At 41.7% G+C, this 18017-nt stretch carries 21 protein-coding genes; 2 read left to right on the forward strand and 19 right to left on the reverse strand.

Annotated features, from left to right (window positions below; genetic code table 11):
- Positions 1-58: 58 nt before the first annotated feature.
- The 14 genes from LQ226_RS19370 to flaG all read right to left on the reverse strand — a co-directional run bounded on the left by LQ226_RS19370 (position 59) and on the right by flaG (position 13743).
- Positions 59-1459 (reverse strand): murein hydrolase activator EnvC family protein, encoded by a 1401-nt coding sequence (locus LQ226_RS19370; protein ID WP_231419689.1) that lies wholly within the window; start codon positions 1457-1459, stop codon positions 59-61.
- A gap of 38 nt (positions 1460-1497) precedes the next feature.
- Positions 1498-2391 (reverse strand): permease-like cell division protein FtsX, encoded by an 894-nt coding sequence (ftsX, locus tag LQ226_RS19375; protein ID WP_231419690.1) that lies wholly within the window; start codon positions 2389-2391, stop codon positions 1498-1500.
- Positions 2381-3067: a cell division ATP-binding protein FtsE gene (gene ftsE / locus LQ226_RS19380; protein ID WP_231419691.1), complete on the reverse strand. Its 687-nt coding sequence runs from the start codon at positions 3065-3067 to the stop codon at positions 2381-2383. The genes ftsX and ftsE overlap by 11 nt, the downstream gene beginning before the upstream one ends.
- 285 nt (positions 3068-3352) lie before the next feature.
- Positions 3353-3766 carry a cytochrome c551 gene (gene cccB / locus LQ226_RS19385; protein WP_231419692.1) on the reverse strand — a complete coding sequence of 138 codons (414 nt, stop codon included), beginning with the start codon at positions 3764-3766 and terminating at the stop codon, positions 3353-3355.
- 54 nt (positions 3767-3820) lie between these two features.
- The gene (locus LQ226_RS19390) at positions 3821-4684 is read right to left on the reverse strand and encodes a YitT family protein (RefSeq protein WP_231419733.1); all 864 of its coding nucleotides are present in this window, start codon (positions 4682-4684) and stop codon (positions 3821-3823) included.
- 399 nt (positions 4685-5083) lie between these two features.
- Positions 5084-6185, reverse strand: a protein-coding gene (gene prfB, locus LQ226_RS19395) for a peptide chain release factor 2 (RefSeq protein WP_231419693.1) whose coding sequence is annotated in 2 segments (ribosomal slippage) — positions 5084-6112 and positions 6114-6185 — 1101 coding nt in all. Because the reading frame shifts where the segments join, the coding sequence is not laid out codon by codon here.
- Between the two features lie 72 nt (positions 6186-6257).
- Positions 6258-8774, reverse strand: coding sequence for a preprotein translocase subunit SecA (gene secA, locus LQ226_RS19400; protein ID WP_231419694.1), 2517 nt, complete (start codon positions 8772-8774; stop codon positions 6258-6260).
- A 343-nt stretch (positions 8775-9117) separates the two neighbouring features.
- Positions 9118-9279: a hypothetical protein gene (locus tag LQ226_RS19405; protein ID WP_231419695.1), complete on the reverse strand. Its 162-nt coding sequence runs from the start codon at positions 9277-9279 to the stop codon at positions 9118-9120.
- Between the two features lie 465 nt (positions 9280-9744).
- On the reverse strand, positions 9745-10296 hold the full coding sequence (gene hpf, locus LQ226_RS19410) for a ribosome hibernation-promoting factor, HPF/YfiA family (protein ID WP_231419696.1): 552 nt from the start codon (positions 10294-10296) through the stop codon (positions 9745-9747).
- Positions 10297-10653: 357 nt separating this feature from the next.
- Entirely contained in the window at positions 10654-11037 is a 384-nt protein-coding gene (locus LQ226_RS19415) for a DUF8042 domain-containing protein (protein ID WP_231419697.1), read from the reverse strand.
- A gap of 8 nt (positions 11038-11045) precedes the next feature.
- Positions 11046-11399: a flagellar protein FliT gene (gene fliT / locus LQ226_RS19420; RefSeq protein WP_231419698.1), complete on the reverse strand. Its 354-nt coding sequence runs from the start codon at positions 11397-11399 to the stop codon at positions 11046-11048.
- Positions 11399-11797 (reverse strand): flagellar export chaperone FliS, encoded by a 399-nt coding sequence (fliS, locus tag LQ226_RS19425; protein WP_231419699.1) that lies wholly within the window; start codon positions 11795-11797, stop codon positions 11399-11401. The genes fliT and fliS overlap by 1 nt, the downstream gene beginning before the upstream one ends.
- A 20-nt stretch (positions 11798-11817) precedes the next feature.
- A complete protein-coding gene (locus LQ226_RS19430; RefSeq protein WP_231419700.1) occupies positions 11818-13371 on the reverse strand; it encodes a flagellar hook-associated protein 2 in 1554 nt (517 codons plus the stop codon).
- Between the two features lie 15 nt (positions 13372-13386).
- On the reverse strand, positions 13387-13743 hold the full coding sequence (flaG, locus tag LQ226_RS19435; protein WP_231419701.1) for a flagellar protein FlaG: 357 nt from the start codon (positions 13741-13743) through the stop codon (positions 13387-13389).
- Between the two features lie 173 nt (positions 13744-13916).
- Here flaG and LQ226_RS19440 point away from each other — a divergent pair, with 173 nt between their 5' ends.
- Both LQ226_RS19440 and LQ226_RS19445 read left to right on the forward strand, forming a co-directional pair.
- Entirely contained in the window at positions 13917-14171 is a 255-nt protein-coding gene (locus LQ226_RS19440; protein WP_231419702.1) for a hypothetical protein, read from the forward strand.
- Between the two features lie 12 nt (positions 14172-14183).
- The gene (locus LQ226_RS19445) at positions 14184-14861 is read left to right on the forward strand and encodes a hypothetical protein (RefSeq protein ID WP_231419703.1); all 678 of its coding nucleotides are present in this window, start codon (positions 14184-14186) and stop codon (positions 14859-14861) included.
- A gap of 20 nt (positions 14862-14881) precedes the next feature.
- Here the strand turns inward: LQ226_RS19445 and LQ226_RS19450 are convergent, their stop codons facing one another.
- The 5 genes from LQ226_RS19450 to LQ226_RS19475 form a co-directional block, all read right to left on the reverse strand.
- The gene (locus tag LQ226_RS19450) at positions 14882-14995 is read right to left on the reverse strand and encodes a flagellin (RefSeq protein WP_370635544.1); all 114 of its coding nucleotides are present in this window, start codon (positions 14993-14995) and stop codon (positions 14882-14884) included.
- 319 nt (positions 14996-15314) lie between these two features.
- Positions 15315-16604: a flagellin N-terminal helical domain-containing protein gene (locus LQ226_RS21075; RefSeq protein WP_284526581.1), complete on the reverse strand. Its 1290-nt coding sequence runs from the start codon at positions 16602-16604 to the stop codon at positions 15315-15317.
- Positions 16605-16736: 132 nt separating this feature from the next.
- On the reverse strand, positions 16737-16964 hold the full coding sequence (csrA, locus tag LQ226_RS19465) for a carbon storage regulator CsrA (protein ID WP_231419704.1): 228 nt from the start codon (positions 16962-16964) through the stop codon (positions 16737-16739).
- Positions 16948-17397, reverse strand: a complete 450-nt coding sequence (fliW, locus tag LQ226_RS19470; protein ID WP_231419705.1) for a flagellar assembly protein FliW — start codon at positions 17395-17397, stop codon at positions 16948-16950. The genes csrA and fliW overlap by 17 nt, the downstream gene beginning before the upstream one ends.
- Positions 17398-17410: 13 nt before the next feature.
- Positions 17411-18004 (reverse strand): DUF6470 family protein, encoded by a 594-nt coding sequence (locus tag LQ226_RS19475; protein ID WP_231419706.1) that lies wholly within the window; start codon positions 18002-18004, stop codon positions 17411-17413.
- Positions 18005-18017 lie beyond the last annotated feature (13 nt).

Here is an 18017-nt window from a genome sequence, read left to right on the forward strand (position 1 = left end):
CCATCACAAAAAAGAGCCCCACCTCGAAAGGTAGAGCTCCTAGTGATAGAGTCATAGATTAAAAGTTAATGTAGCTAGCTGGGTTCACAGCGTTACTCTTTGAAGCGTTCCATGGGCCTTTGTGTAGTTCAAAGTGTAAGTGTGGTCCAGTGGAATAACCAGTGGATCCCATTTGACCAAGAACTTGTCCTTGAGATACGGACTGACCGTCAGAAACGTTACGGCTTGACATGTGTGCATACACCGTTGTGTAAACTTGTCCGCCAATAGAGTGAGTAAGGAATACTACGTTACCATAGCTTGAAGAATAATAGGACTTGATAACCGTTCCTGATGCTGCTGCTTTAATTGGGTTAGAAGAACCAGAACGTCCTAAGTCGATTCCAGGGTGTGTCGTTCCCCAACGAGCACCGAATGTAGATGTAACAGGGCCTGCTGCCGGGCGAATAAACCCGCTTACGCTTGGCGCCGGCGCCGGAGTGCTTACGGAGCCTCCGCTGTTACTACTGCTATTGCTACTACCGTTATTGCTACTACTATTATTGTTCTTCCTAGCTTGCTCTGCTGCTCTTTTAGCGGCAAGAGCTTCTGCTTCACGTTGTTCTGCAGCTGACTTCGCTTGTTCCGTACGGCGTTGTTCAGCTTTCATAGCTGCCGCTTGACCTTGAAGGACTTCAGCTTGCTCTGCGAATTCCATTTTCTTATCGTGAAGTTCTTGTTCTTGGTGCTCAAGCTCGGCCATTAGGTCGCGCTTTTGATCTAACTGCTTATCAAGCTGTGCTTTTAGAGATTCTAATTGTTGCTTTTGCTCTTCTAAGTTCGCTTTTTTCGTTTCAAGATTTTTCTTTTTCTCTTCTACTTCGATTTTCTTTTCTTCTAACGCTTTCTTCTCAGATTGATGAGTTTCTAAGATCTTTTGATCCTGTCCCATAATCTTGTTAACAGCTGATGTGCGGTTTAAGAAATCACCAAAGTCTTTAGACTCCATAATAACTTCTAGATAGCTAATATCTCCGCCGTTTTTCTGAAGGGTACGAAGGCGGTCTTTCAAAAGCTGCTCACGCTTGGCGATGCTTTCGATTAGTTCTTTGATTTCTTTCTTAAGCTGTGCGATCTCTTTTTCTGTTTGCTCAATTTCGTCGTTCGTTTTAGCAATTTGTTCTTCTTTTGCACGGATATCACTTGATGTCTTAGATACCTTCTGGTCTAACTCTTTCATTTGTGCATCGATTTTTTCTTGCTTTGCAATATTGCTACTAAGTTCTGATTCTGTTTCACTTTTGTTCTCAAGTGCGTCTTCTCGTTTCGCGTCTAGTTCTGACTGTTTCTGCTTCAATTCTTCAATCTCTTGTTGTAATTCTTTAGAAGACTTAGCCGCTGATACGTGTTCAGTAGGACCTGCGAACGTCCCGGCTAACATAAGTGCAAAGATCGAAAAAAAGCCCATTAACTTTCTCATATTCCACCTTTTCCCCTTCCCTATCTAAATGCTTCTATTTATACTTTCAGGAACTTGCGAACGCTCATAACGCTTCCCCATACACCGATGAAGGCGCCAATTGCAAGTAATATTAATGCTAACTGCCATGCTAGTGGATCAAATGGTATGATCTCAACAAATGAGAAGTTAATCTTCTCTCTTAAGTTGTTGTAGACATAGTAATAGGCCCCTACGGTTACTCCAATCGGAATGAGAGCACCAAGGATTCCAAGTAACATGCCTTCAATAAAGAATGGCCAGCGAATAAAGCTGTTAGTTGCTCCGACAAGTTTCATAATGCCAATTTCTTTACTACGTGCCGTGATCGTCAGTTTAATCGTGTTGGAAATGAGGAATATAGCTGTAAAGACTAATCCAGCAATAAGCCCAGCTCCGACGTAGCGTGAGTACTTCGTAAATTTCAGTAATTTCTCTACTACTTGTTGCCCGTATGTAACTTCATCAATGTTATCAAACTCGGCAATCTCATCCGCTACATCAAAAGTGTCAATTGGATTCTCAGTTTTAACGACGAACGCATCATTCAGTGGGTTGTCCTGTTCGAATAACTCCCATTGCTCGCCTTCTTCTCCCATATCCTGCATTAAACTTTCGAGTTCTTCTTCTTTTGAGGAAAACTCGACACTTGATACTTCAGAAATATCTCTTATTTTGGATTCGATTGTTTCAATGTCTTCATCTTGAGCTGTTAAATCTACTAAAACCCTGATTTCTACATCGTCTTCTACGTTGGTCGCCATCTGGTTTAAGTTCAACATTAGGGCAATAAAGATTCCAACGAGTAAAAGAGTTGTTGTTACGGCACCAATAGAGGCTATTGTCATCCAACCGTTCCGGTAGATGTTCTTACCACCTTCACGTATATGGCGCCCGACTGTTCTAAGCTTCATAACCGTAATCACCTCGATGCTCATCGCGTACAATTCGACCATTTTCGACTGCTATTACGCGTTTCTTGATCGTATTTACGATGTCTTTGCTGTGTGTTGCCATAATCACGGTAGTTCCTTTTGCGTTGATCTCCTCAAAGATACGCATAATATCCCATGATGTTTCTGGATCTAAGTTTCCTGTTGGTTCATCTGCAATCACCGTTTTCGGATGATTCACAATCGCTCGTGCAATCGAGACACGCTGTTGTTCCCCGCCGGATAATTCATCCGGAATATGACGAGCTTTGTGTTTGAGGTTAACGAGATCGAGGACTTCCATAACTCTGCGGCGAATATTCTTTGGAGATTCTTCAATAACTTCCAGTGCGAAAGCGATATTTTCATAGACTGTTAGCCTCGGAAGCAACTTAAAGTCCTGATACACAACGCCAATCTCTCTTCTTAAATACGGAATCTTGCGTTCTTTCAGTTTATTTAAATAAACTCCATTAATTGAAATGGAGCCGTTTGTAGCTTTTTCCTCACGATACATCATGCCGACAAGGGTGGATTTACCTGCACCACTAGGCCCCACGACATAGACGAATTCCCCTTGCTCAATAGAAAGATTCACTCCATTTAAAGCGGAAACGCCATTCGAGTATGTTTTCGACACATCTTTCATTTCGATCATAAGCAAACCACCTGTACATGTATGATTAATCTTGGTTGTCAGTTGTCAAAGTCTGTCTTCATATCTAAATTTCATTTCGTTTTTCGTCCTACTTATTATAACATCTATTTTCTGTTTTTTTAGACATAATTTTATTACATTTTCATTTCAAATGTTGTCATAATTTGAAATCTCCTAGCGAATGGTAAGAAAGGTCTCAAAGGATTGGAAAATACACACGAAAAAAGCCCAAAGTACGGAGTACCGAGGGCTTCTTCAATACGTAAGTTCAATTAAAATAAGTCCTTATTTCTTAGACGCTAACCAAGATGCAACGGTATCTGCTTCTTCATCACTAAGATTCTGAGCTGGCATACCGCCTTGACCATTCTTGATAATGTCTACAATCTTGCCCTTGTCATACTTAGAGCCGATTGTTTGAAGAGATGGACCTACTTGACCAGATAAGTCGTTTGCATGGCAACCTGCACAAGTTTGCTTGTAAATCTTCTCAGCAGCTGCAGTATCGACTTCACCGCCGCCTTCGCCTTCTGTGCTTTCGCCACCGTCTGTACCTGTGTCACCGTTTGTTCCTTCTTCTGTTTGCGTGTCTTCGCCATTGTCTTTAGTGGCGTCTTCTCCACCATCATCGCCACCGCCACCACATGCACTAAGTACAAGAGCGGATCCGAATAACAGGGCTAACAATTTGCTTTTCATGTTACTTCCCCCTAACGAAGTAGTGTAGTTTCCATCAAGGATATTATAACCAATTCAGGAAGTTTTAAAACCCTCCCCAAGTACCTCAGCTGCGTCCATTGCAATGACGAAAGCTGTGGGGTCAATACTCTTGACGGTTTGTGTCAATTTGGTGAATTCACTCTGCTCCACCACGACCATGATGATATGGCGATCTTCGTTCGTATAGCCGCCCTTCCCGTTTAACACGGTTACACCACGATCAATTTCCTTGATGATAGCTTGCCTCACTTCTTCTAATTCATTCGAAATAATCATGACATTTTTTGAACGATTTAATCCGACCTGTACAAGATCAATGGTTCTAGACGTTGCAAATAATCCAATAAGAGCAAAAAGTCCCTTCTCAATATCAAACACAATCGCCGCTGTTGTGACAATCATCCCATCGACCATCGCCACACAAAGACCTAATGGAATGTGCGTATACTTGTGAATGACCTGAGCAATTAAATCAATGCCACCCGTTGAAGCACGGCCTCTGAATACGATCCCAAGTCCAATTCCAACGCCCATTCCTCCGAAAATCGCTGCCAAAAGTGCATTGTCGGTCGCTGGCTCAATTCCACTTGTCAGCTTAACGAAAAACGGTAACGCAAGCGTTCCAACAAGGGATTTCGCCCCAAAGTTCTTCCCAAGAATAATCACTCCAAGTATAAAGAGCGGAATATTTAACGCCCACTGCACATAAGCCGGATCCCAACCGAATAACCCTTTCGTTATGGTACTGATTCCAGCCACACCGCCAGAGGCGATCTCATTCGGTAAAAGGAAAATATTAAATGCGGTCGCCACAAAAGCAGACCCCACAATAACCAACGTATACTCAATCAAATTCTTGAGCCAAGCCGGCATCGGCTCCCTCCGATACTTCTTCATCATCCCCAAAAACCCCTTTCCTTTAGCACACTACAGAGTGTCAGACACCCTTTACTGGAGTAAAGGGTGTCTGACACTCGCTGTTACGGTAAAGCTTAAAAGCGCCATGAACGTCCTTTCTTTGATTGTGTGCATTTCAGGACCTGTTCACTCGCCTATGTACGTATTTTCATAAAAGTCCGTTATGGAGTATAGCACCAAACCCTGTAGGTGTAAACGACACCGAAATAACGCATTAGCGCGGTAAAGGAATGCAGGGTGTCAGGTACGCTTTTGCGCTTTAGAGTACTGCTTGGTGTCTGAGACGCTTTCTTGCTTTAGTTCGCTACCAGGTGTCTGACACGCTTCTGTACTTTAGTGCACGAAAAAAAGCCTGCCGGGGTGGCAGGCTTTTGGTATTTAGTTGATTAGGGAGCGTAGGTAGGCGTCGATGAATGGGTCGAGATCGCCGTCCATGACTCCTTGTACGTTTCCGACTTCTTTGTTTGTACGGTGGTCTTTCACCATTGAATATGGATGGAAGACGTAGGAACGAATCTGGCTTCCCCAGCCGATTTCTTTCTGTTCACCGCGGATCTCATCAAGCTCGCGCTGCTGACGTTCGATTTCTAGTTGGTATAGCTTCGATTTCAGCATTTTCATGGCTTGCTCACGGTTTTTGATCTGAGAACGTTCAGACTGACACGTTACAATCGTGTTTGTTGGGATATGCGTAATACGAACAGCAGAGTCTGTCGTGTTAACGTGCTGACCGCCGGCACCACTTGCACGGTACGTATCCACTTTCAGGTCTTCTGAACGAACTTCAATATCAATGTCATCATTAAACTCAGGCATGACTTCACAAGATGTGAAGGACGTGTGGCGACGGCCTCCTGAGTCAAACGGTGAAATACGGACTAAACGGTGAACCCCTTTTTCCGCTTTCAGATAGCCGTAGGCATTATGGCCCTGAATGTTTAGCGTAACGCTTTTCACACCAGCTTCTTCACCTGGAAGATAGTCCATGGTTTCGACCTTGAATCCACGCTCTTCTGCCCAGCGTGTATACATACGAAGCAGCATGCTCGCCCAGTCCTGAGACTCGGTACCACCAGCACCTGGGTGTAATTCTAAGATCGCGTTGTTCTTATCATAAGGTTCACTTAGAAGCATTTGAAGTTCAAATTCATTGAGGGCTTCGCTCAGCTTCTTAAGGTCTTCCTCTAGTTCTTCAGCGAGCTCTTCATCGCCTTCTTCTTTTACAAGCTCATAGGAAACCTCAAGGTTCTCTAATGACTCCACGTGTTCTTCAAACGTGTGCACGTAGCCTTTAAGCCCGTTTACTTCGCCAATTACTTTTTGAGCTGTATCCTGGTCATCCCAGAAGCTTGGGTCCGCCATTTGCTCTTCTAATTCAGCAATGCGCTCTTTCTTTTGATCGAGGTCAAAGAGACCCCCTAAAGTCCGCTAAACGATTAGCCATTTTGTCAATCTCTTGCTTAATATCTACTAGTTCCATGACATCACCTCATCAAATTTTAAGCCAAAATAGGGAAGACACCCTCTTTATTTAAGAGCGTGCCCTCGCCTGTTATTGACCGTGACAGTTCTTGTATTTCTTACCGCTACCGCAAGGACAAGGGTCATTGCGCTTTACGTGGTCAGTTTTCACAACAGGTTTACGTTTCTTCTCTTTTTGCTGACTCTCTCCGCCACCAGAAACTGCCTGTGCTCCTTTAGCAACTTCCTGGCGCTGCAGGTTCTCACGAATTTGAGCTTTCATCACATATTTAGAAACTTCTTCTTCAATAGCTGCAATCATCTTCTCAAACATCGCGAAACCTTCGAACTGATACTCACGCAGTGGATCGTTCTGGCCATACGCACGAAGGTGAATACCCTGGCGCAATTGGTCCATCTGATCAATGTGATCCATCCACTTCGAATCAACTGTACGAAGGAGGATAACTTTCTCGAACTCACGCATCTGTTCAGGCGTTAGTTCTTCTTCCTTCTTGTCATAGCGTTCTTTCACTTTGTCCATGATCAGTTCGATCATCTCTTCAGGGTCTTTCCCTTTCAATTCTGAAGCTTCAATATCGCCTTCTTCAAGGACATTCGCTTTCAGATAAGCGACTAAAGCATCAAGATCCCAGTTCTCGTCCATCTCATCTTCGGTGTGAAGACCAACTTGACGCTCAACGGTGGATTTCATCATTTCCTCAATGATTTCACGCAGGTTGTCAGAGGTTAAAACATCAAAACGTTGCTTGTAAATGACCTCACGCTGCTGACGAAGAACGTCGTCATACGCAAGAAGCGTTTTACGAGCATCAAAGTTATTCCCCTCAACGCGTTTTTGCGCAGATTCAACGGCACGAGATACCATTTTACTCTCGATCGGTTGAGAGTCATCCATACCAAGGCGGTCCATCATGTTGCGCATGTTGTCAGAACCGAAGCGACGCATTAATTCGTCTTCCATCGCAAGATAGAACTGAGACACACCAGGGTCACCCTGACGTCCGGAACGACCGCGCAACTGGTTATCGATACGGCGTGATTCGTGGCGCTCTGTACCGATTACGGCTAGTCCACCAAGTTCACGAACACCATCGCCAAGCTTGATATCCGTACCACGACCGGCCATGTTCGTGGCAATCGTCACAGCGCCTTTTTGACCAGCGTTTTCGATAATTTCGGCTTCACGGAAGTGGTTCTTCGCGTTTAGCACATTGTGCGGTACTTTCGCTTTATCCAAGTATTTTGAAATAAGCTCAGAGGTTTCAACGGCTACCGTACCAACAAGAACGGGCTGTCCATTTTTATAACGTTCTTTAATGTCTTCTACAACGGCAAGGAATTTGGCATCCGTTGATTTATAAATCATGTCCGCCTTGTCATCACGAGCGATTGGTTTGTTCGTCGGAATGACCACAACGTTCATATTATAAATGTTACGGAACTCTTCTTCTTCCGTTTTCGCTGTACCAGTCATACCAGAGATCTTCTCGTACATACGGAAGTAGTTCTGGAATGTAATTGTGGCAAGCGTCTGGCTTTCGTTACGAATCTGAAGGCCTTCTTTCGCCTCAATCGCCTGATGTAAGCCGTCGCTGTAGCTACGACCTTTCATTAGACGACCGGTAAATTGGTCAACGATGACCACTTCGCCTTCCTGCACAACGTAATCCTGGTCGCGAAGCATAGACGTGTGTGCTTTTAGCGCCTGGTTAATGTGGTGTGTGATCGATACGTTAGAAAGATCATACAAGTTCTCAATATTGAAGAAACGTTCGGCTTTATTAATCCCTTGTTCTGTAAGCTGAACGCCTTTTGTCTTCTCATCGTACGTGTAGTCGTCTTCTTCCTTCAGTGTACGCACGTATTGGTCTGCCTGGTGATACAGGTTTGCTGACTTCTGTGCAGAACCTGAAATAATTAGCGGTGTACGCGCCTCGTCAATTAAGATCGAGTCAACTTCATCAATGATGGCAAAATGAAGCGGGCGCTGTACCATTTGTTCTTTATATAACACCATATTGTCACGCAGGTAATCGAACCCGAATTCGTTGTTCGTACCATACGTAATATCAGCGTCGTAAGCTTCTTTCTTCTCTTCCTTCGACATGCCGTTTAAGTTTAATCCAACAGTCAGTCCAAGGAATTCGTGTAATTGTCCCATTTCACTGGAGTCACGAGTCGCCAAGTAATCGTTGACGGTGATAATGTGAACCCCTTTACCTGTAATGGCGTTTAAATAGGCTGGTAGTGCTGAGGCTAGCGTTTTACCTTCACCCGTTTTCATCTCGGCAATATCCCCTTCATGAAGGGCCACTGCACCTGATAGCTGAACCGGGTAAGGGCGCAATCCTAGTACACGTTTCGCTCCTTCACGAACGACCGCGTAGGCATCTGGAAGAATATCATTCAGATCTTCACCTTTTTGATAACGTTCTTTAAATTCTTCTGTTTTCGCACGAAGATCCTCATCAGAGTACTTCTCATATTGAGGTTCTAAAGATTCAATTTGATCGACGACACGCTGCATCTTCTTAAGCTGGCGTGAATTATCGTCTCCAAATACTTTTTTCAGCAAAGCACGCATGTATAACGCTCCCCTATTTATAGAAATCCGTTACTTAAATATTTGATACATCTGCCAATTATCATAACACTTTTAGGTAGGAAGTGACAACTTATCACAAAAGCTCAAGGCGCCTTGTTAACCACCGATAAGCTTAAGGCAAAACGGGCTATGAGTTGCCTTTTACTCATAGCCCGTTTTGCCTTAAGACCTCGAGGTGGTAGGCGCCGGAGCTGGATGTCGCTTAACATCTACCATGAGCTACAATGAGAAAAGGACAACTCGAGGATGAGCCGCCCTTTTGGGTGAGGTGGGGTGATGCGAGGTCCCGTGAAGGTGAGGTGAGGGTGCAAAAACGGGGGTTTTACGTGTAGAGGTGATGAAGCTCGACGCGACGCTGCCGTTGATCAAGTTCCGTCACTTTGCGATTTGTGACAGCGAGGATTTCTAAGAGCTGCGTGATGAACTCTTCCTGCTTCTTCAGCTTATGGTACAGCTCCTGGTAGGAAAGATCGTTTTCTTTCATGAGCACGCCTCCTTTCATCGTTATATTATTTATACCATGGGATCTTTGTAATGAGCGAACGACAGAAAATGAAAAACTGCAACAGGGAACCCCGGCAAATCAAGGTTCTCTGTTGCAGTTTTTGAATTTTGGTAGGCTGCGGGCTAAAAACTGTTCTTTTTCGAGTAATTATGAGGAAATTTTTAGGGGGTGATAGGTGGAGTGTTTCCGTTGCTCTTGGTAAGTGAAAGGAGGGCTGGGAAATCACTCGCTTTCCACGGGCGAGCTGCCGAGCCTCCTCGGGCAAAAAACGTGCCCTCCGGGGTCTCGTCTATCTCTTTCTCCCGTAGGAGTCTCGCAATTTCCCAGCCCTCCTTAATGTTAAAAAGAAAAACGGAAACGCTACATCCCTCCCCTAAAAAGGAGGTAAAGATAACATCAAAAAAGTTGCCTCCCATTAATGGGAGGCAACTTTCTCATACTTTATTAATTTGGTTCGATTAAACCATATTTGCCGTCGCGGCGACGGTATACAACGTTTGTGTTGTTCGTGTCGCTGTTTGTGAAGACGAAGAAGCTATGGCCCAGCATATCCATTTGTAATACCGCTTCTTCAGAATCCATTGGTTTCAGGTCAAATCGCTTGTTTTTAACAATTTCAATATCTTCGTCATCATAAGGATCAGCTTGCTGTGAGCTCTTTTCCATTTCCGCGAAAACGTACTTAGGTGCGCCTTCGTTACGGAATTTACGGTTAATTTTTGTTTTATGCTTGCGGATTTGGCGTTCTAACTTCCCTACCACAAGGTCAATGGCAGCGTATAAGTCCACGTGCCGTTCTTCAGCACGGAGTAAGAGATTTTTCATTGGAATTGTAACCTCAATTTGCTGCTCATCATTATAGACACTTAAATTGACATGTACCTCTGATGTAGGCTCCTCATCAAAGTAACGGCCTAACTTACCAATCTTCTTCTCGACGTAATCATTAATCGCCGCCGTTACCTCAAGATTTTCACCACGAATGTTGTACTTCATAGAAAGTGTCCTCCTTTCATCCTTATGTGTAATCTATTCTACCACAACTACTAGAATACCCGCTAGAATTTTTAGAGTTTTTTGAATACTTTGCGTCAGTAATTGTTGGAAAATAGGATAAGGATGGTTTATTAGGGATACTTCCCCTTAAACCGAGCTGATTAAACCGCCTATTCTTACTTTTCTCCAGAAAATCGACAACAGCTTTTGTAAGGGCTTCCCTCACTTTTATTATACACCTTAACGACTCATATAGAGACGTATTATGCTTGGCGAATTGGTGAACGTTTTGTGGAGATATTATGACACGAAGTGATTTTCAAAAAGAAACCCGCTATCCAAAGCAGGTAACGGATCCTAATGTTGAATATAAGGTTTTAACAGCTGATGCATACTCATCCGCCAACTTTCAAAATTCGGCGCAACTCTACCACTAATAAGAGACTTCTTGTCTAAATTAGTTGGCTTCTCAAACCACTCAGACATCATTTCGACAATCTCCTGAAAATCAACGATTTGATACTTCAATTGTTCCGTATCTCCAATGAAAGCCGCTAGCTGCTGGTTCCCTTGATGAAGCTGTTGCATAGCCTGTACAAGGTCACTGAAGACTTGGTCCACTTCTGCAGGTGCTTCTTCTCCGAGATTTTCTTCTATGTAATCGAACCCCTCACTCATTGTGTAAAGGAGCTGATCGTACTGTTGTAAGAATTGCACTTTCTCTTCTGTTAGTTCTACCACACGCTCACCTACTTCTTCTTGTCTAGAAACATCCCATCGTATGAAGACACACTTTGATAGGGGTTAGTGTATTTCTGATTTGATGTTTTTCGTTTTTTCATGTGAGCAATTTCTGTTTTCAATTGCTTCATATGAATTGAAACACGTTCATTCACGACTTTGTTCATCCGAATGACCTCTTGGCCTTTTTCCCGTTCTTCATCTGTATAAGGGCCTTCTAAACCCTCTATAAGCCTTTCTCTTTGCTCTAGTAAACCAGTAAGCTTCTCAACAAACTCTTCACGCTCAGTCGCTTTTGGCGGCTGTTGAGATAGTTCGTATAGCTCTGAAGTAATGTCATGAAGTTGATCAACTTGACTCATTAAGCGTTCCCACCTGCGCCAAACTGTTGTTGACGCGTTTGTTTTACAACTTCTTTCCACGTATCCCGGAAATCTGTCATAATCCCAAATGCTTCATCTAAAATGGTCGCATCATTCTTAAGATTCGCATCCATTAAGCGGCGGTTCACATAATCATAAAGCGGCATAACTTCCTGTGTAATGGAGTAATCTGGATTCATCGTAATCATAAGCTCCTGAACGATTTTTTGAGCCTTCTGAATGTTGGTATTACGAAGCTCAATATTCTTCTCTTCAATGCCCTTTTTCGCCAGTTTCATAAACTTTAAGCAGCCGTTATACAGCATCAGCGTTAGTTCACCTGGTGATGCTGTTTCTACAGAGTTATTTTGATACGCTTGATAGGCCTGCATAGACATATCGTTAGACACTCCTTTTATTATCCAAACTGACTCATTAGCTGAGCCGATTGTGAATTTAGCTTTTGAATAGCTTTTTCCATAGCAGTAAATTGGGACCAATACCGATCTTCTATTTGAGTTAAGCGATCTTCGAAATCTCTCATTTCATCTTTAATAGAATCTAATTCTTTTCCGATTCGGAAGTTGTTGCTGACACTTGTTGATTTCCCAGCTTTCGCTTCAATCTGTTTCATGCCATTTCTAAGGGATTCTTCTAATTTATCAGCAATCCCTTTCTTATCGCCCTCACCGGAAAATAGCTTGTATACTGATTCCGGATCATTTTCTAGTGCCGATCTTAGTTCACTTTCCGTAATTAAAAGCTTTCCGCCATCACGATAGTTAGAAGAAGTTTTAATACCGATATCAGTAATGGTGTTAAAATTGCCGCTTGTTTCAACTGATTCATACCATTGGTTACGCATCGAGAAAAGGGTTCCCTCAATAGCAGAGTCGTTACTTAGAAGCCCTTTCTTTGCTTGTTCTTCCCATAGCTCTATTTCTTTTTCTTCCATCGCTTCTTTTTCTTTATCAGTAAGCGGTTTGTAATCGCGATTTTTCCGTTCACTAACTTGCTTATTTGCGCTCTCAATGATTTCATTATATTTGGCTACAAATTTTGTGATTTTATCCACGGCGTGGTCAACATTGTTGTTTACTGTAACAGAAGCATTCTTCCCATCTGTTACGTCTTTAAATTGGAAGTTCACACCATTTAATTTGTAAGAATTGTCGTGAGAAGTAATGGTTAAAGCATTATTGTAGACGAATTCAGCATCTTTGCCCCCTACTTCTGTTTTAACCCAGTTCCCGTCTTTGTCTTGTTTGCTATTCCAAACCCCAAAAGTTTGAGTTAAAAGGTTAGCGCTATCACTCTGAAAGCCAATTTCAGCACCACGAAATTCTCCCGTTTGATTGAAGTCTCCAGTCTTTGTACGTTCAAGAACAACTTGGTCAGCCTGTTCATTGTAGAAAGCTCTCACACCAAGATCGGAGTTATTAATCTTTTTAAATATATCGTTCATAGACATGTCTTTCGTTATATCTATGGTTACATCGTTAGTAGATCCATCTTCGTTATAAGTCTTCATTGTTAAATCTAGATTCGTTAAATCAATTCCGTTTTTAAACTTATTCTGCTGACTCTCAAGCGAAGCATTCAAATCAAGTGTTTCTCCGTTTTTCGTTATTGCCCCTCGACTCGTATTAATCGCAGCCGAAGCAAGTTGCTTCACTTGAACACTATAATTCCCATTACTCGCTCCCGAATCAGCTGTAGCCGTAACAGCATCAGACATAGTGGAAGAAGTAGTCTTCGTATTATAAACGTCAGAGAACTTCATATCAGAAGCCATTGTTTCAAGTTCATCAAAATTTTTATTCATATCCCGGTAAGCATCCCGCTGCCAAGTTAACCATGTTTTCTCTTGCTCCATTTTATTTAAAGGAATTCGCTCAGCCTTCATAAGGTCACCGACAATTTTATCAATGTCCATACCTGTCGCCAGACCACCAATTCGCATATCACTCATCTTTACGTCACCACCTTATACTTTTCGATCCACAAGAAAGCCTAGAAATTCCGCCATAGATGCATAAATATCTAACAGCTTCTTAGGAGGAATTTCCTTTATTACTTCATCTGTCTCAGGGTTCACTAACGTTACGTAATATTCTTCTAATTTATCATGAAATTCAAATTTAAGTTCGGTTTGCGCAGGCTCCAAAAATTCATTCATACTCTGAACAATTTCTTTAGCCTCTTCTTTGTCTAATAGTTTCTCTGTTTCCTGATAGGGAACGCTTGATTTTTTGTCCTCAACCAAACCCTCTGACGATGTTGTATTCACATTGATGCGCTCAGCCCGTTGCAGAAGTAGGGAATCATGTACAATGTTACCCACTTTCACTGTCAGCCAGCTCCTTTTCACATCTTTATATTTTATATCGGTTTGATCTGTCAAAAGTTAAATAAATAGGTTTTATAATTAAAAGAATAAAGGATCAAAATGAGGTTGATAGAGGGTATAGTAGAATAAGGATTTAAGAACCATATGTTAAAAGTGAGGTGAATGTATTGACACTATATGTTCATTACAATGAACAATTTTTAGAGTTTATAACTGGGAAGCTCTTAGGAGATGGAAACATCGTAATACAAGATCAAAGAACACCCCGTTTTCGCTTCGCTCACACTATGGCTGATCGTGAATGGGCTGTAAAAGGATATCAAATGCTCCAACAAACTATTGAAACGCCTCCACCTGTTTTCAGACAACTATATGATAAAAGAACGAACAAGTATTATAGACAATACTACGTGCAATCATAATCTTCTGAAGGGATGAACGATTTAAAAGATCTATGGTATCAAGATTATAAAAAGGTTGTTCCTATACAATTTGTGAAACGCTACATTTCACCATTTTGCTTAGCGACATGGTACCAGGATGATGGGCATTTAAAAAAACGTAAAAACACTCCTCAAAAGCTGATCTTATCCACAGATTGTTTCTCCAGAAGAGATGTTGAACAGTTACAAAAGTTATTAAAAGAAACCTACTCTCTAAACTTTCACCAAGATGGACAAAATCGTTTACTCTTATATGACCAGCCCTCTATTTATTATTTCCTAACAATTATAAGACCCTACTTAACCTCTTGTATGAGAAGAAAAGATATATTTTTGAAGGCTGTTGAAACTAATAAAACAAAATCCCTTAGAACTACGATTTACCTTCCTGAGACATTCATCTTAACGAAACCTACTTCAGAACTCAGAGATTTATTGCACAGTTTAAAGGAGATTAATAGATCCTTAAGCAATTCTTCTTTTTATCAAAAGGCATATACCTTGTTACAAAATGCAAAATATGAATCTAGCTCAGATCAAAAGAGTTACCAAGTAACCCTTACAGGCTGCATCGTGAAGGAATTAAAAGCGTTCAAACGAAAGACAGGACGCCAATATGGTGAAGCGGTCCACCTTTGTAAATTAAACAAAAATGGTCGCCTCATATGAGGCGACCATTTCTTTTAAAATTAACGTAATAGTTGAAGTACTCCTTGAGGCTGTTGGTTTGCTTTTGCAAGCATCGCTTGAGAAGCCTGAGCCAGAATACTTTCTTTTGTTTGGTTCATCATTTCTTTGGCCATCGTGCCACAATCACTCTCATGATTGACCAGACTATATCTTCACCCTCTATTGTACTAGTAGGGGTCGGGCACTTCGGAAGATGTTAACCTCCCTACGGATTTCATCACCTGAAACGGTGGTTTATCCTAGTCGTTGAACCTTCTCCATCCTTTCGGAACAGGAGCTTGGCTGCTGATTGCCCAATCCTTTTATTTCTCCACGTTCACGTTTGCCGTTTCCAGCTCCGTTGTCGCATAAAAGGCTCTAAGGGGTTTCCAGCAATTCACCCGATTGTAATCCTAACCGTTACCCGTTAGGACGACTGTGCTCCATAGCTGCTTATGCAACCGAAGCATAATCTACGTCGCGGATTCGAGATTCCGCTGCTGTTAAGTTTTCAGAAGATGTACCTAAATTGTTAATCGTATGTTCTAGACGGTTTTGATTTGCACCTAGTTTTGCACGTTCTTCTGAAACACTTTTAATAGCATTGTCAATTGTAGTAATTGCAGACTCTGCTCCTGATTGTGTAGAAATATCTACTCCATTAATTCCTAAAGCTTCTGATCTCATATCACCTATTGTCATTGAGGTGGTTTGGTTCTCGTTAGCACCAATTTGGAATCGAATACCATCACCAGAAACCTCTATGTCTGTATCACCACTGTTATTAGTTAATGTGTTATCAACCGATAATTCTAATCCACCGATTTTCACTTTACCGTCAGTAGTAACTTCATCCGTTAGAGTGGCAACTGTATTTGAGTTGCTGTCGGCTAATGCATAAGTAGCAGTTTCACCCACTGTAAAACTAGCTGTTCCATTGGAGGAAATTGCTGTATTATCTATTGTCAATTCATCGCTACCTACACTAAAAGTGGTATTGCCAGATGATGTATTAATATTATCAGCCGCACTCCCTACAAGTGCACCTGTAGAATCTAATAGAGAAACTTTTTTCGTTCCTGGACTTGATCCGTCTTCAACCTTCAGTGAATAAGCGTCACCAATATTGAAGTCACCATTAGTTGTAGTTGATAAACTAACCTTAGTTGAATTGTCAAGCCCCGTACCACCATCATTAATATCAGTTGCTACTTCATCAGCTGATGTTATAGTTAATGAATAAGTATCCTCTACCATAAATTCCTTCACTTTTACACCCTGGATATTTGCAGTCCCAGGTGTAGATAATTCTGAGGATTGGTTTTGCTCACCATTCAATAAGCTCTTAGTATTAAATTCGGTAGTATTACCAATTCGGTCAATCTCAGATTGTAATTGCTCCACTTCCGCTTGTAATGATTCACGATCATCATCAGTTTGCGTTCCGTTAGAAGCCTGTGCAGACAATTCACGCATACGTTGTAAAATACTGTGAGTTTCATTTAATGCACCTTCTGCAGTTTGAATCATAGAGATAGCATCTTGTGAGTTTCTATTAGCTTGATCTAATCCACGAATTTGACCTCTCATTTTCTCAGAAATTGCTAGTCCGGCAGCGTCGTCTCCAGCCTTGTTAATACGTAGACCTGAAGATAGTTTCTCCATAGAAGCAGCTGAACCATTATTTGCACTGTTTAACTGACGATAAGTATTCAACGCCGCAATATTATGATTAATTCTCATTTAAAATTTCCTCCTTGAATGTAAAGTTTCACGTCCCTGTGAAACTAACTAAGTATTTTGGCTAAAGTCTAAAGTCGGCCGCCTTTATTCCTTAACCTTCTACATCTTTTATCGGCAGGAGTTGACAAAGGTTTACTCTTTTTTGAAACTTTTTAGCAAATTAATAAGGTCGTCTGACGCGTTACTTGCTTCCTGATTCTCTTCTTGGATCTTTATGTAAATTTCCTTTCTGTACACATCAACAGAGCGAGGAGCTTCTATACCAATTTTTATCTGATCCCCTTCAACGGCAACTACTTTAATTTCAATATCATCGCCAATTTGAATTGATTCATCTTTCTTTCTATTCAGTATGAGCATCCGTGTCACCGCCTTCAGCTATAAGATGCCTTGTCATGTAAGGAGTATTTGTTAAAATGAGCTGCTTTCCTTTTTGGTTACTTTTATTCACAATAATCGGTGCCTGAAGGTTTGCTGTTGTGTCACTAAATGGTTCTCGCAGTGTAAGAACAGAAAATACGGCTACATCCTCAGGTCTCTCAATATGTAAGGTATCTAGCGTTTGATCATCTAGTTCAAACTCATAATTCTTAAAGAAAAGATATGGGTTCGCGATTACCAATGACACCTCTTCTTTATGAACGGACTGCATAGAATGATAGATTCCTCCTTCATCAATCGGAAGAATCACAAACTCTAGCTCCTCTTCAAAACCTGGTAACCCATTTGGGAAAATAACCACTTCTTCTTCTTTAACTTCCACTTCTCCAAAGTACTTTGTGTTTATATTCATAACTCACCACTTCTTATATATTGGTTTCAAATCGATAACCCTTAAATGTTAAGTTCTTAAAATCTATATTCACATCAGAATATTGCTCAATCCTTGCTGTGACTTGTCCCCGCTCATATTGGAACTGTGGCTCATTTCTCGTTGCTCTTAGAATCGGCTCGTTGCGCTTCACATCTATCGTTGCTCTGCCAGTATTAAATGAAAGGTCTACCAATTCATAAGCCGGACGACCACCAGGGTTAATAGTGAAGTCCCAAAGACCTTCTACTGTTCTTTTGGCTTGAGATGCAATGGGATTACCTCCATTTTCGATCCTCATTAGTTCATCGCCTTCTTGCGCCATAGTAGCTATATGTTCTAAACCTTTTTGTTTGGCATGACTGGCGTATTCTTCTGCGCGGACAAAAACACTTTTTAACCCGATATTTTGCCATGCTTTTGTTTGATTAATAGATAGCTTTGGGGATTCTTGCTTAATAGATAGGTCTGCCTTTGGCTGTTGAATCTGTTGCTCTGCTGGTCGTTGTTTATATGTATGTTTAGCATTTTGTATGGTTAAGCCAATCTTAGCTAGAGTTGTCTGTATTTGAATTTGAGGAGTCTTCATTTGGTTCACCTCT

This window comes from Pontibacillus sp. HN14 (genome assembly GCF_021129245.1).
Lineage (GTDB): Bacteria > Bacillota > Bacilli > Bacillales > BH030062 > Pontibacillus.

Bases quoted from the DNA above. Each gene is read 5' to 3' on its own strand.
- LQ226_RS19370 (WP_231419689.1), bottom strand. From the start codon at position 1,459: ATGAGAAAGTTAATGGGCTTTTTTTCGATCTTTGCACTTATGTTAGCC.
- ftsX (WP_231419690.1), bottom strand. From the start codon at position 2,391: ATGAAGCTTAGAACAGTCGGGCGCCATATACGTGAAGGTGGTAAGAAC.
- ftsE (WP_231419691.1), bottom strand. From the start codon at position 3,067: ATGATCGAAATGAAAGATGTGTCGAAAACATACTCGAATGGCGTTTCC.
- cccB (WP_231419692.1), bottom strand. From the start codon at position 3,766: ATGAAAAGCAAATTGTTAGCCCTGTTATTCGGATCCGCTCTTGTACTT.
- LQ226_RS19390 (WP_231419733.1), bottom strand. From the start codon at position 4,684: ATGAAGAAGTATCGGAGGGAGCCGATGCCGGCTTGGCTCAAGAATTTG.
- secA (WP_231419694.1), bottom strand. From the start codon at position 8,774: ATGCGTGCTTTGCTGAAAAAAGTATTTGGAGACGATAATTCACGCCAG.
- LQ226_RS19405 (WP_231419695.1), bottom strand. From the start codon at position 9,279: ATGAAAGAAAACGATCTTTCCTACCAGGAGCTGTACCATAAGCTGAAG.
- hpf (WP_231419696.1), bottom strand. From the start codon at position 10,296: ATGAAGTACAACATTCGTGGTGAAAATCTTGAGGTAACGGCGGCGATT.
- fliT (WP_231419698.1), bottom strand. From the start codon at position 11,399: ATGAGTCAAGTTGATCAACTTCATGACATTACTTCAGAGCTATACGAA.
- fliS (WP_231419699.1), bottom strand. From the start codon at position 11,797: ATGTCTATGCAGGCCTATCAAGCGTATCAAAATAACTCTGTAGAAACA.
- LQ226_RS19430 (WP_231419700.1), bottom strand. From the start codon at position 13,371: ATGAGTGATATGCGAATTGGTGGTCTGGCGACAGGTATGGACATTGAT.
- LQ226_RS19445 (WP_231419703.1), top strand. From the start codon at position 14,184: ATGAACGATTTAAAAGATCTATGGTATCAAGATTATAAAAAGGTTGTT.
- LQ226_RS19450 (WP_370635544.1), bottom strand. From the start codon at position 14,995: ATGGCCAAAGAAATGATGAACCAAACAAAAGAAAGTATTCTGGCTCAG.
- LQ226_RS21075 (WP_284526581.1), bottom strand. From the start codon at position 16,604: ATGAGAATTAATCATAATATTGCGGCGTTGAATACTTATCGTCAGTTA.
- csrA (WP_231419704.1), bottom strand. From the start codon at position 16,964: ATGCTCATACTGAATAGAAAGAAAGATGAATCAATTCAAATTGGCGAT.
- fliW (WP_231419705.1), bottom strand. From the start codon at position 17,397: ATGAATATAAACACAAAGTACTTTGGAGAAGTGGAAGTTAAAGAAGAA.
- LQ226_RS19475 (WP_231419706.1), bottom strand. From the start codon at position 18,004: ATGAAGACTCCTCAAATTCAAATACAGACAACTCTAGCTAAGATTGGC.